Annotated in this window: 13 protein-coding genes; 9 read left to right on the top strand and 4 right to left on the bottom strand. The window is 63.7% G+C overall.

Translation table 11 applies throughout. The annotated features are described in order from the left end of the window. The first annotated feature begins 46 nt into the window (after nt 1-46). The 3 genes from ACETK3_RS20980 to ACETK3_RS20970 all read left to right on the top strand — a co-directional run bounded on the left by ACETK3_RS20980 (nt 47) and on the right by ACETK3_RS20970 (nt 2,982). The gene (locus ACETK3_RS20980) at nt 47-1,156 is read left to right on the top strand and encodes a LacI family DNA-binding transcriptional regulator (protein ID WP_373993568.1); all 1,110 of its coding nucleotides are present in this window, start codon (nt 47-49) and stop codon (nt 1,154-1,156) included. A gap of 107 nt (nt 1,157-1,263) precedes the next feature. Next, nucleotides 1,264-2,028 carry an SDR family oxidoreductase gene (locus tag ACETK3_RS20975; RefSeq protein WP_373993567.1) on the top strand — a complete coding sequence of 255 codons (765 nt, stop codon included), beginning with the start codon at nt 1,264-1,266 and terminating at the stop codon, nt 2,026-2,028. A 21-nt stretch (nt 2,029-2,049) separates the two neighbouring features. Beyond that, a complete protein-coding gene (locus ACETK3_RS20970) occupies nt 2,050-2,982 on the top strand; it encodes a 3-keto-5-aminohexanoate cleavage protein (RefSeq protein WP_373993566.1) in 933 nt (310 codons plus the stop codon). Nucleotides 2,983-3,062: 80 nt separating this feature from the next. Here ACETK3_RS20970 and ACETK3_RS20965 read toward each other — a convergent pair whose 3' ends face one another. Further along, nucleotides 3,063-3,587, bottom strand: a complete 525-nt coding sequence (locus ACETK3_RS20965) for a YbhB/YbcL family Raf kinase inhibitor-like protein (RefSeq protein WP_237429173.1) — start codon at nt 3,585-3,587, stop codon at nt 3,063-3,065. A gap of 169 nt (nt 3,588-3,756) precedes the next feature. Then, nucleotides 3,757-4,251, bottom strand: coding sequence for a nucleoside deaminase (locus tag ACETK3_RS20960; protein WP_373993565.1), 495 nt, complete (start codon nt 4,249-4,251; stop codon nt 3,757-3,759). Between the two features lie 54 nt (nt 4,252-4,305). Between ACETK3_RS20960 and ACETK3_RS20955 the strand changes: the two genes are divergently transcribed. After that, a complete protein-coding gene (locus ACETK3_RS20955; protein WP_373993564.1) occupies nt 4,306-4,572 on the top strand; it encodes a hypothetical protein in 267 nt (88 codons plus the stop codon). 13 nt (nt 4,573-4,585) lie between these two features. Here ACETK3_RS20955 and ACETK3_RS20950 read toward each other — a convergent pair whose 3' ends face one another. Then, a complete protein-coding gene (locus ACETK3_RS20950) occupies nt 4,586-5,503 on the bottom strand; it encodes an intradiol ring-cleavage dioxygenase (RefSeq protein ID WP_373993563.1) in 918 nt (305 codons plus the stop codon). 207 nt (nt 5,504-5,710) lie between these two features. Between ACETK3_RS20950 and ACETK3_RS20945 the strand changes: the two genes are divergently transcribed. From ACETK3_RS20945 to ACETK3_RS20925, 5 genes are all read left to right on the top strand, one after another. Beyond that, nucleotides 5,711-6,754, top strand: coding sequence for a LacI family DNA-binding transcriptional regulator (locus ACETK3_RS20945; RefSeq protein WP_237429177.1), 1,044 nt, complete (start codon nt 5,711-5,713; stop codon nt 6,752-6,754). 230 nt (nt 6,755-6,984) lie between these two features. Further along, the gene (locus ACETK3_RS20940) at nt 6,985-8,445 is read left to right on the top strand and encodes a sugar ABC transporter substrate-binding protein (RefSeq protein ID WP_237429178.1); all 1,461 of its coding nucleotides are present in this window, start codon (nt 6,985-6,987) and stop codon (nt 8,443-8,445) included. Further along, a complete protein-coding gene (locus tag ACETK3_RS20935) occupies nt 8,442-9,371 on the top strand; it encodes a carbohydrate ABC transporter permease (RefSeq protein WP_373993562.1) in 930 nt (309 codons plus the stop codon). The genes ACETK3_RS20940 and ACETK3_RS20935 overlap by 4 nt, the downstream gene beginning before the upstream one ends. 8 nt (nt 9,372-9,379) lie before the next feature. After that, nucleotides 9,380-10,291: a carbohydrate ABC transporter permease gene (locus ACETK3_RS20930; protein WP_237429180.1), complete on the top strand. Its 912-nt coding sequence runs from the start codon at nt 9,380-9,382 to the stop codon at nt 10,289-10,291. A 22-nt stretch (nt 10,292-10,313) separates the two neighbouring features. Further along, nucleotides 10,314-11,831 carry a glycoside hydrolase family 32 protein gene (locus tag ACETK3_RS20925; RefSeq protein ID WP_237429181.1) on the top strand — a complete coding sequence of 506 codons (1,518 nt, stop codon included), beginning with the start codon at nt 10,314-10,316 and terminating at the stop codon, nt 11,829-11,831. Here ACETK3_RS20925 and ACETK3_RS20920 read toward each other — a convergent pair. After that, nucleotides 11,828-11,948, bottom strand: a 121-nt coding sequence (locus tag ACETK3_RS20920; RefSeq protein ID WP_373993569.1) for an integrase core domain-containing protein, incomplete at its 5' end; no start/stop codon positions are given. The two genes, ACETK3_RS20925 and ACETK3_RS20920, sit on opposite strands and share 4 nt — an antisense overlap.

The raw sequence follows: 11,948 nt of genomic DNA, 5'->3' as shown, positions 1-11,948 counted from the left end.
AACCGCCACGACATCGCGGCGGAACTCTTCGGGAAAGGCTTTGGGCATGAGGAACATCCTTCCACCCGCAAGGATCAAATCCTCACAGGCAAAGTGTCAATCAAACCTTCAGCAGTCCCGAACCTCCGGGCCCCGCCCCGCGCCGGTTTCCGCCGCCGCTGTTGCGCGCGCAGCAGGCGTTTCCCCAGCCACAGTCTCCTACGCGCTGAACGGCAAGGGTGGTGTGTCGGTCGAAACCCGGCGGCGCATCATCGGCGTGGCGAATGAACTGGGGTTCAGGCCCCGTAAGTCGTCTTCATCTTCTGATCCGCTGCGGACCCGTGTCGTGGGGCTGATCCTGCCCAACATCATCAATCCCATGTATCCCCGGTGGGCCCAGGGCATCATCTCCGCAGCCGCCGAATCCGGATACGAAGTGTTCGTGGCAACCACGCAGGACGACGCGGCCACGCTCGCACAGGTCACCGCCACGCTCGCGAACCGCAACGTGGACGGCGTCATCCTCGCCGCCGCCCTGCGGGAGGACGCCACCGCCTTACGCACCCTGCGGACTGCCCGGATCCCCTACGTCTGCCTGTCCCGAAGGGCCGACTTCCTGCAAGGCGACTTCGTGGGCATTGATGACGATGCCGCGGCAAGCATGCTGATGGAACACATGCTCGGTCATGGGTACACGGACATTGCCACCGTGGTGGGACCGCGTTTCTCCACCGCGTCCCTCACCCGTGAGCAGGCCTTTGTCCGCACTGCGGCTGCTGCGGGCGTCACCATTAGCGGCGAGTGGAAGATCAGCACGCGCGTCAACAACGAAGGCGGCCGGCTGGCAGCCGAACGGCTGTTCTCCTCGCCCAGACCGCCACGGGCCGTGGTGTGCGGCAGCGACGAGCTCGCCATCGGCGTCATGGAATACGCGCTTGCCCAGGGTCTCCGCATCCCCGAGGATGTGGCGGTTGCAGGATGCGACGGGCTGGCCCACAGCCGTTCCGGGTTGATCAACCTGACGAGCATTGTCCAGCCGCAGCAGGAAATGGCCCAGGAGGCATTCGCCATGCTGCTCCGCAGGATCGAGTCCCCGTCCAACACCTACAGCTCTTTGATTTGTCCGCACCGCATCCACATCGGGAGAACGTGCGGGTGTAACGCACCGCCCGCCTAACCGCCCGTCCACTTCACCAGCCCGGGCACCGGCATCCATTGCCGGCGCCGTGATCCCGCACGCCCAAAACACCTCTCTGCCCCCCTGACCCTCAACGAAGGAACATCATGGATTTCAGTTCGAAACGCGTCCTGGTTACCGCCGGCGCAAACGGCATTGGCCTGGCAATCGCTACCAAATTCAAGGCCCACGGGGCGAATGTGTTCGTGACGGACATTGACCCCGACGCCGTCGAAAAAGCGCGTGCCGAGGGCTTCCAGGCCGCTGTCAGCGACGTATCGGACGAATCGCAGGTCCAGGACCTCATGGCCCGGATCCGGGAGGAATTCGGCGGCCTCGATGTCCTGGTGAACAACGCCGGCATCGCCGGACCGACCGGCCCCATCCAATCCATCGACAGCACGGCCTGGAAAGCGACCTTCGACGTCAACATCCACGGACAGTTCTACTGCATCAAGCACGCCCTGCCGCTCCTGCGCTCCGCACCGGGGGCATCCATCATCAACCTCTCTTCGGCGGCCGGCCGCCTGGGCATGGCCGGCCGGAGCGCCTACTCGGCCTCCAAGTGGGCGGTGATCGGCTTGACCAAGACCCTCGCCATCGAGCTCGGAGCAGAGGGAATCCGGGTCAACGCCATCTGCCCCGGCGCCGTCAACGGTCCGCGTATCGATGCGGTGATCGCCGCCAAAGCGGGAATGCTGGGCGAGCCCGTGGACACCGTTTCCGCCCTGTACCGCAACCAGTCGTCGCTGGGCCGACTGATTGAAGCCGAGGACATTGCCAACATGGCCGTCTTCGCCGCCAGCGACATGGCGCGCAACGTCAACGGCCAGGCCTTCGCCGTAGACGGCAACACCGAGAAGCTCTACTAAGACCCCGAAAGGAAACCTCCCATGGCAGCAACACGCAAGGTCATCATCACCAGCGCCGTAACCGGTGCCATCCACACCCCATCCATGTCCGCACACCTGCCCGTCACGCCCCAGGAAATCGCTGATGCGGCCATTGGCGCCGCTGAAGCAGGAGCAGCCATCGTGCACATGCACGCCCGCGATCCGCGGGACGGGCGCCCATCGCAGAATCCCGAGCACTTCGAGCCCATCCTGGACAAGCTCAAGCGGAACACCGACGCGGTCATCAATATCACCACCGGCGGGTCACCGCACATGACCGTCGAAGAGCGCATGCAGCCGGCGGCCTTGTTCAAGCCCGAGCTGGCCTCGCTGAACATGGGGTCCATGAACTTCGGGCTCTACCCGTTGCTGGACCGGTTCAAGGACTTCACCCACGAGTGGGAACGCGAAGGGCTGGTGAAGAGCCGCGACCTGGTTTTCAAGAACACCTTCCAGGACATCGAGACCATCCTGGAGATCGGGAATGCCAACGGGACGCGCTTTGAGTTCGAGTGCTACGACATTTCCCATTTGAACAACCTGGCCCACTTCCATGCCCGTGGCCTGGCCAAGGGACCGCTGTTCGTCCAGTCCGTCTTCGGCCTGCTCGGCGGCATCGGGGCACACCCCGAGGACCTGATGCACATGCGGCGCACCGCGGACCGGCTCCTGGGCGACGACTACCAGTGGTCCATCCTTGGCGCCGGCAAGAACCAGATGCCGCTTGCGACCATCGGCGCAGCCATGGGCTCCCACGTCCGGGTGGGGCTGGAGGACTCGCTGTGGATCGGCCCGGGCCAGCTGGCACGCTCCAACGCCGAGCAGGTCACCCGCATCCGCACCATTCTCGAAGCCCTCAACTTTGAAATTGCAACGCCTGATGAAGCCCGCCAGATGCTGGGCCTCAAGGGCAGGGACGACGTCGGATTCTGACCGGTACGTCGTGTTCGGGACGCCCTTCGGGGCCGGCCACATTCTCCGGCTGCGCCTGCAGAATGTGGCTGGCTGTTCCGTTATTGGACTTCAAATGTGGCGGTGAGCCGGGCCCGTCCGATGGCCTGGCTGAAGAGCTGGAAGCCGAGGTAGGCGGGGCTTGCATCGGCAGGGATGTCGAGTTGTTCAACATCCACTGCGTGAACCACGAAGTGGTAGTGGTGGGGACCGTGTCCTTCAGGAGGAGCCGCGCCCACGAAGCCCCGGAAGCCGGCGTCGTTCATCAGTTGCACCGCAGGCCCGGGCAGGCCGGCCTCGGCAGCACCCGACGGAAGGGAGGTAGTGGACGCCGGCAGGTTGAAGGCTGCCCAGTGCCAGAACCCGCTGCCGGTGGGAGCGTCCGGGTCCAGGACCGTCACGGCAAAGCTTTTGGTCTCCGGCGGGAACCCCTCCCAGGCAAGTGCCGGAGACCGGTCTTCTCCGCCGTCGACTCCCATCTTCCCGCTCGCCTGGGCCGCAGGGAGCGCCTGCCCGTCCTGGATCTCTGGGCTGGACAAGGAGAATTCAGGAAGCTGGGGAAGTGCGGCATACGGATCGTGGGACATCTCTTGATTACCTCTCCTGACAACGGGATGGGAACTGCCGGCATAACGCGGTTGGAACGGGTTGCCTGCTGCACACTCTAACGCGCAGTCCATTGGATGAATTCGATTCCTTGGAGTGGAACCGCTGATGCCCTGGAGCCCGGTGGGACGGCGCCGGCAAGCAACAGCCCTAGCCGGCGGGCTCCTCCGCGATGTCCTCGGCCCACAAGTCCGGTTTGTCTTCCTGGAACGCACGCATCATGTCCACGCACCGCGGATCATCCAGGACCACCACCTCAACACCGCGCGAGCGCAAAAGGTCGAACTCGCCGTCGAACGTCCGAGCCTCACCCACCACCACGCGCGGGATCTTGAACTGGATGATGGTTCCCGTGCACATCGCACACGGGGCCAGGGTGGTGTAGAGCGTGGTGTCCCGGTAACTCTTCTGCCGGCCTGCCGCGCGAAGGGCGGACATCTCACCGTGCGCTATCGGGTCGCCACTCTGGACCCGTTCGTTGTGCCCGCTCGCGATGACCACACCGTCGCGGGCAAGGGCGGCCCCGATCGGAATACCGCCCTCTTTGAGGCTCTTTTGGGCAGCCCGGTAAGCGGCTTCGAAGGCGGGGTCGAAGCTTGGCTGCACTTGAGGTACCACAGCGGAAGGCTCAGTTGGATGGGTCATGCGGTCATTCTCGCACGACCCCCAAGTGGTAAGTTCTGCCGCATGGAATGTGTGGTGCTGTACACAGTGCGGGAGGGCATCGACCGCTCCCGAATCATGGAGACCTTCCCCCGCCACAAGGCCTACTACGAGGCCTTCCACGCCGGTGGCGGCGGACTGGTGGCTCTGGGCGCATTCGGGACTCCGGATCCGGCTGCCAGCTCGATGGGGATCTTTACGTCGCGTCAGGAAGCCGAACGTTTCGTCGCCGGAGACCCTTTCGTGACGGAAGGGCTGGCCGAGCCACGGCTCCTGGAATGGAACGCCGTGCACTTCGGCTAGGCAAAGCACCGTATCAGATGGTCACGTTGAGCCCCGCCGTATAACCGGCTGCGGCTGAACCAGTCATCGTTGCCAACTGGTAGATGCCGCCGTCGTCGCCGAACACATTGTCCGATTTCAGCGTTGTGCGGGTCATGTTCGTGATGCTGCGCTCGTACCCGGGGGTGGCGTACACGTCGTCGCAGGCTGCCTGCGGCAGGGCGATTTGGGAGACGGCCAGTACCTGCCCGGCAGCCGTTGCATTGTTCATCGACTCGAACACCTCGAAGTGGATGTGCGGCCAGCGCCCGGAGTAGGCGCCGGGGAAGATGGACGTGAACGTGACCTGCCCGTTGGCATCGGCTTCCTGCACACCGCGGAGGTAGTTTTCGCTTTTCAGACTGGAGTCATACATCGAGTATTTCCCGTCCCGGTCGCAGTGCCACGCGTACACCGCGGCACCGGCCATCGGGGTGCAGCCGTTGGCATTGTCCAGGAGGGTCAGCGTGAACGTCAGCGGAATGCCCTCGGCCTTGGCGGACGCGGTTCCGAAGCTCGAAGTGATGTCCCGGCGCACCACTCCGGACGCTTCCAGGACGTTCGGTCCGTTGGAGCCGTCCCCGGGGTAGGGGCCCGCGGTTTCCTTGGGGATTTCCACGCCGCACTCGGCGATGGCGCGCGTCAGGGTTGGCGTGGCGGTGGCGGCGTCCGTGGCCGAGCCAGCAGCGGAGGACGACGCAGCGGCGGTAGCCGTAAAGGTGGCCGACGAGGTGGCACTCGTGTTTCCGGCCGGGGTACAGGCGGCGAGCGCGGCGGCCGCACCGCCTGCCCCCAGGAACAGTCCCAGGGACCTGCGGCTCACCAGGGTGTTCAAGTCGAACTCCAGGCCCCGGTCGTGATCGGGATGCGGCTGGTCAGAGTCGGACTGGCGGGGTGTGCGTGAAGTGTTCATGATCCAAGGAGACCCCGCGCAGATATGCCCCGCACTGGTTATCGCTGTGCCCGTGCTGTGAGTCGGTTTAATCGAGGCTCTTCCGGACGGCCTGGCGGGCGGCTTCGAAAGCGGGGTCGAAGCTTGCCTGCGCTTGAGGTACCGCATCCCGACAAGAGTCCCTCACACGAGTTAGCTAAGCTGGTCCGAGAGGCAAGGGGAATGAGCATGGCCAAACGTAAGGCGACCGCACTGGATGTGGCAAAGCGGGCAGGAGTGTCCCGCAGCGCTGTATCGCTTGTGCTCAATGGCAGGGCCCAGGGCAACGTCACGGCGGAACGACAAGAGCGCGTCCTTCGCGCTGCGGCGGAACTGGATTACACACCCAATTCAGTTGCCGTAAGTCTGCGCAACCAACAAACTTCTACTATCGGGGTTATCACGGATGACATCGTCACCAGCCCCTTCGCAGGCCGGTTGATCAGTGGCGCCTCCCGCACGGCCCTTGCCCGGGGATACATGGTCCTTGTTATCGATTCGGAGCACGACGTGTCCCGCGAAAGCACCGCGGCACAGCAACTCGCGCACCGGCAGGTGGACGGCATCATGTATGCGACAGGCAGCCTGCGCGAAGTGACCACCCCGGCAACGATGCGTACCTTGCCGGCGATACTTGCCAACTGCACTGACGCCGCCTCCCCGTTCCGCTCGGTCATCCCTGCAGAGGTCGACGGTGGACGTGCAGCCGCACAGCTGTTGATCGACCTGGGCCACCGCCGCATCACCCTGCTAACGGGGACCCTCAGCTCACCTGCCGCCCCGCAGCGCGAACAGGGTTACCGCGAAGCGATGGAAGAAGCCGGACTAGGCCGCGAACAACAACGCGTCCACCTGACCGGCTGGGACATCGATGACGGCTACCGGGCTGCGTCCGCTGTGCTGGGCGGCGGAGACCGGCCGACGGCGATCATCTGCTCCAACGACAGGGTAGCCACCGGCGTGTTGTTGTATGCGGCAGCCGCAGGGCTGCGTGTTCCCCAGGATCTGTCCGTTGTTGGATACGACGATCAGCAGCATGTGGCCGCCAACCTTGTTCCCGCCCTCACCACCGTGGCACTTCCGCACGCCGAAATCGGAGCAACGGCCATGTCGATGCTCTTGGATGAGGTCGAAGGAAAAGCGCCCGCGGCAGAGACTCATGAGGGCGAAACGATCCTGGTGCCTTGCCGGATCATCACCCGGGCATCTACTGGCGCTCCCCCTGCTTCCTGATAGGGCAGGACCCCCACTCCCCCGCTTCAGCTGACACTCTTCAGAATTCTGGGCGGGTTCCCCTATCCGGCCGCCCCGGCGGCATTGAGCTTGTTTTCCCCTGCCTACGGGTAAAGCCGTTCCCCGGGGATCCCCGCGCGCGACCCTTACAAAGTAACGGACGAAAAAGTTCTTGACACGTGTTAGGTACCACTCCTAACCTACTTAACACGTGTTAGGAGGAGCCGACAATGACGTCTGAAAAGACACCGGGGCAACAAGCCCCTTCGCATTCGCTGCAGTCCGGCAGCAAGCTTTCACAACTCACCCGCCGTTCCATGCTGGGCTTGAGCGGACTCGCCCTGGCGGGAGCCACCGTGGGGGCGTGGCCCCGGCTGACCGGCGCAGACATCCCGGGCCGGGGCAGCAAGGCCCTGAACATCGCCATCCTTGGAACGGCCGCGGATGCCGCGGGACGCCAGGGCCTGATCCAGGCCTTTACCGCCGCGCATCCGGACATTCCAGTGCAGCTGCAGGCCATCCAGGGTGCGGACTGGAAGGACTTCTTTTCCAAGATCCTGACCATGGTTGCTGCGGGAACACCGCCGGATGTCGTCTATGTCGCCACCGAAGGTGCCCAACTTTTCGCCGACAAGCTCGCCGAGCCTTTGGACAGTTATGTCCGCCGGGACGCCACGGCGATGAGCGATTATTTCGACGACGTTCATCCCAGCCTCTTGGAAGCCTTCATGTACCAGGGAAGCCTGTACCAGCTTCCATTGGACTGGAACGCGGCGAACATGTACCTGAATACCACCACCTTCGCCCAGGCCGGCCTTGAGCGGCCAAAGGACGATTGGACCAAGGACGACTTCACCGCCACCCTGCGGGCCCTGCGCAAGGCCCGCCCCGTTGATTTCACCCCGTACTACTGGACCAACCGGCTTTTTGGCGGGGTTGTGCCATGGCTTTACGCCAATGACACCAGCTTCCTGTCCGAAACGAAGGCTCCCGGCGGGGACTGGCTTTGGGACCGCTTTTACCCCAACGACCCTGCCAGGGGTACCCGCGGCGGCGGGTATCAGTGGCTGGCTCCCAACGCCGAGGACGGGCGGGTTGTCGAGACCTTCGACTACCTGCGCGAACTCGTCGCCGAGGGACTCGGCGTGCGTCCCGAATCCGGGGGCGGCAACGCCCTGGTGGGCCTGTTCGGCAACAACCGCATCGGCACCACGCCGGCCGGTGGCTACTGGGCGCAGGGCCTGCATGAGGCCGGGATGACCGCCGGTCAATTCGACGTACAGTTCTTCCCCCGCTGGCGGACCCAGCGCCATCAGTTCGGCGCTGCCGGCTACGCAATCATGCGCACAGCCAAAGACAAGGACGCGGCGTGGGAATGGGTGAAGTTCTGCTCCAGCCGCGAAGCGATGCAGCTGGCGATTCCGAAACCGAACACCACGCCCACCCGCCGCTCAATGGTCAACGAGTCCTTCTACGCTGCCACTGGCCCCCGTCACTGGAAAGTCTTCTACGACACCCTGGACAGGTTCCCCACCTCCGGCCCGATCCCCGCGCCGCCGCAGCAGGCGGCCGTCGAGACTGCCCTGATGAAGAACGTCTCCACCGCGGTCAGCGGCAGCTCCGCCGATGTCCGGGCAGCGATGGGCAACCTGCAGCGCGACCTTGAACTGGCTCTGAGGAGGAACTCATGACCACCACTTCCACCGCCCCACGGCAAACCGTGAAACCACCGGCCGCGCGCCGCTCCTTTGTCGAGCGTTGGCTGGCGAGGATCTTCCTTGCTCCCACAGTGCTCGGGATGGCCCTTTTCACGTTCCTGCCGATCATCGCTTCGCTGGTCCTGGCCTTCTTCCGCTGGGACATCATCTCCGCGCCACAGTTCGTCGGTTTCGCCAACTTCGCCTCACTGGCACAGGACCCCACCGTGCGCGTGTCCTTCCTGAACACCATCGGGTTTGTCATAGTCGCGGTAATCCTTCAACTGGGCATCGCCCTTGGCCTGGCCTCCATGCTGCAGGCCAGGATGCCGTCCTGGCTGAGGGTGTTCCTCCGTTCCACCTTCTTCTTCCCCCTGGTCCTGTCCGCCGCATCGGTGTCCATCTTCATGCGGTACATGTTCAACGAACAGTTCGGCGTAGTGAACTGGCTCCTGTCGCTCGTCGGGATTCCCGCTGTGCCGTGGCTGACAAGCCCCACGGCGTCTGCCGCCGTCGTGGTCCTGGTCTATGTGTGGCAGAACTTCGGGTTCTCCTTCCTGCTCTTCCTCGGCGCCCTCACCAACATCCCGAAAGAACTGCACGAAGCAGCGAACCTGGATGGCGCCACGGGCTGGAAACAGTTCAGCAATGTGACTCTTCCATTGATCAGCCCCACTGTGCTCGTGGCCTCTGTCATGGCCATCATCAGTGCCCTGCAGGTCTTCGACCAGCCGTATGTCCTGACCAACGGCGGTCCCGGCGATTCCACCCGCACCGCCGTCATGGTCATCTTTGAATCCGCCTTCCAGCAACTGGAGTTCGGCAAAGCCTCTGCCATCGGCCTGGTACTCACCGTGCTGATCCTTGCCGTCACAGCCCTGCAATTCCGCCTTAGCCGCCGCTTCGTCTTCTACCAGTGAGGTCCCCCATGTCCAGCCAGACTTTGCAGACCGGGACCGGCAAGCATTCCGGTTCCATCACCGAAACGCCGATCACCCCTAAGCCCTCCCGCAGCCGCCGCCTGCCCGCAGCGGGCACCGTCGGCAGATACGCGGCGTTGGCCGTGGCAGCGGCGCTGACCCTCGGCCCTGTCCTGTGGACCTTGTCCACCTCGCTGCGGACGCCGTCGGAATCCTTCAACCTGCCGCCGTCCTTCCTTCCCATCAACCCTGACTTCACCGCCTACCAGGAAGTGTTCAAGCAGATCAATGTCGGCCTCCTGGTCCTGAACAGCGCCCTGGTGACCGGGTTGATTGCACTTGGGCAGATGGCGTCGGCGACCCTGGCCGGCTATGCCTTCGCCCGCCTGGACTTCCGCGGCAAAAACGCCATCTTCTCACTGGTGCTGGCCACCATGATGGTCCCGGTGCAGGTCACCATCGTCCCGGTGTTCATGCTGATCCGGGGAATGGGTCTGTCCGACACCCTGCTGGCCCTGATCCTGCCTGCCATTCCCACAGCATTCGGAACCTTCCTGATGCGCCAGTACTTCCTTGGCCTGCCAAACGACTTCGCCGAAGCAGCCGCCCTGGATGGAGCCGGGCCGTGGCGGATTTTCCGTTCGGTCTACGTTCCCCTGGCGGTCCCCGGCATGGCCATCGTCGGGATCCTTGCCTTCAACTTCCACTGGAACGAGTTCTTCCGGCCACTGATCCTCACCATCAGCGAACAGAACTTCACCCTTCCCCTCGGCCTGGTCACGCTCCAAGGCAACCTCGGAACCGGCAGCATCTCCGTGGTCCTCGCCGGCGTGATCCTGTCCATGCTGCCGGCACTGGTCGTCTTCATCTTCGGCCAACGAACCCTGCGAGAAGGCCTGACGGCCGGCGCCAGCAAATAACCCAGACTTCCAAAAGGAACCCATGGAAACCCTCACTACGAACAATGCAGCAGCCACCGCCGACGTTTACAGGCCTGCCCTGCATTACGCAGCACGAAATACTTGGCTCAATGACCCCAACGGCCTGATTTTCCATGAGGGCGCCTACCACCTCTATTACCAGAACAACCCGCTGGGCAACGTCTGGGGAAACATGTCCTGGGGACACGCCACGTCCACAGACCTGTTGACCTGGACAGAACACCCTGTCGCCATTCCCTGCGACGAAAACGAAGAGATCTTCTCCGGCAGCATGGTCTATGACCGGGACAACACCAGCGGCTTCGGCGCCGGTTCTGTTGCCCCGCTCGTAGCCATCTACACCAGCGCCTACAAACCAGGCTCCCAGCACGAGGGAATCCAGGCCCAGTCCTTGGCCTACAGCCTCGACGGGGGCTACACCTGGACAAAGCACGCCGACAACCCTGTACTGGACCGCCGGTCAGCCAACTTTCGCGACCCAAAAGTCATACGGTACGACGGCGGCGAGGGCAGTTACTGGGTGATGGTCGCCGTCGAAGCCCAAGACTTCAAGGTGGTCTTCTACAAGTCCGAAGACCTGAAAAACTGGGAACCCCTGAGTACCTTCGGTCCCGCGAACGCCACCGGGGGTATCTGGGAATGCCCGGATCTTTTCCCGCTGCCAGTTGATGGCGACCCGGAAAACCTCAAATGGGTGCTGACCGTCAACCTCAACCCTGGCGGCCCTAACCGCGGCTCGGCCGGCCAATACTTCGTTGGCGACTTCGACGGAACCTCCTTCATTTCCACGAGTACGGTGACCTCAGGCCTCAACGGGGGTGACCTACGGGGCGACTACCAATGGCTGGACTGGGGCCGGGACTACTACGCAGCTGTCTCCTTCAACGACGCCCCGGACAACCGCCGCCTCATGATCGGGTGGATGAACAACTGGGAATACGCCAACCACATCCCCACCACACCCTGGCGCAGCCCCATGAGCCTCGCCCGCGAAGTCTCCCTCCAATCCATCGACGGAGATCTGGCACTGGTCCAGCAACCAGCAGGCGACTGGACGGCGTTGGCCGCCCTGGAGCCGTTCTCACTTGCGGACACCACGATTGACGACGGCGTGAGGATGCTGCAGGGTGCGGCAGGCACGGTTCAGCGCATTGATGTCAGCCTTGCTCCCGGAAGCGCGAAGGAATTCGGACTTGTCCTGCGTGGCGACGGTGCCAAAGGGACCCGCGTGGGCATCCGCCCGGACGAAGGCCAACTGTTCGTCGACCGGCGGGAGTCCGGACAGACTGATTTCCACGAATCCTTCCCCTCCCTCGACACCGCGCCCGTACGGACAACGTCCGGTTCCTACGACCTCAGCATCGTCGTTGACCGCTGCTCCGTTGAAGTCTTCGCCCAAGGCGGCCAGGTCACCATGACCGAGCTGATTTTCCCGGCCGAGGGCAGCACCGACCTCGCGGTCTTCGCCGTGGGCGGTACAGCCACGATCAATAGCCTTCAGGTCACGCGGCTGGCCTAGGTGTATTGACCTGAGAGGTTGGTGACGCGGCTGGCCGGTGGCTGACCGTTGAGTGAGGTGTGGCCTCGATGATGATTGTAATGATGGAGCCAGTCGGCGAAAGCGGCAACACGCTCG

It is taken from the genome of Arthrobacter sp. E44, assembly GCF_041877125.1.
Lineage (GTDB): Bacteria > Actinomycetota > Actinomycetes > Actinomycetales > Micrococcaceae > Arthrobacter.
This window is presented reverse-complemented; position numbering and strand designations above follow the sequence as displayed.

Excerpts from the sequence above, each read along its gene's own strand:
- ACETK3_RS20980 (WP_373993568.1), top strand. The coding sequence starts at position 47 with ATGAGGAACATCCTTCCACCCGCAAGGATCAAATCCTCACAGGCAAAG.
- ACETK3_RS20975 (WP_373993567.1), top strand. The coding sequence starts at position 1,264 with ATGGATTTCAGTTCGAAACGCGTCCTGGTTACCGCCGGCGCAAACGGC.
- ACETK3_RS20970 (WP_373993566.1), top strand. The coding sequence starts at position 2,050 with ATGGCAGCAACACGCAAGGTCATCATCACCAGCGCCGTAACCGGTGCC.
- ACETK3_RS20965 (WP_237429173.1), bottom strand. The coding sequence starts at position 3,587 with ATGTCCCACGATCCGTATGCCGCACTTCCCCAGCTTCCTGAATTCTCC.
- ACETK3_RS20960 (WP_373993565.1), bottom strand. The coding sequence starts at position 4,251 with ATGACCCATCCAACTGAGCCTTCCGCTGTGGTACCTCAAGTGCAGCCA.
- ACETK3_RS20950 (WP_373993563.1), bottom strand. The coding sequence starts at position 5,503 with ATGAACACTTCACGCACACCCCGCCAGTCCGACTCTGACCAGCCGCAT.
- ACETK3_RS20945 (WP_237429177.1), top strand. The coding sequence starts at position 5,711 with ATGGCCAAACGTAAGGCGACCGCACTGGATGTGGCAAAGCGGGCAGGA.
- ACETK3_RS20940 (WP_237429178.1), top strand. The coding sequence starts at position 6,985 with ATGACGTCTGAAAAGACACCGGGGCAACAAGCCCCTTCGCATTCGCTG.
- ACETK3_RS20935 (WP_373993562.1), top strand. The coding sequence starts at position 8,442 with ATGACCACCACTTCCACCGCCCCACGGCAAACCGTGAAACCACCGGCC.
- ACETK3_RS20930 (WP_237429180.1), top strand. The coding sequence starts at position 9,380 with ATGTCCAGCCAGACTTTGCAGACCGGGACCGGCAAGCATTCCGGTTCC.
- ACETK3_RS20925 (WP_237429181.1), top strand. The coding sequence starts at position 10,314 with ATGGAAACCCTCACTACGAACAATGCAGCAGCCACCGCCGACGTTTAC.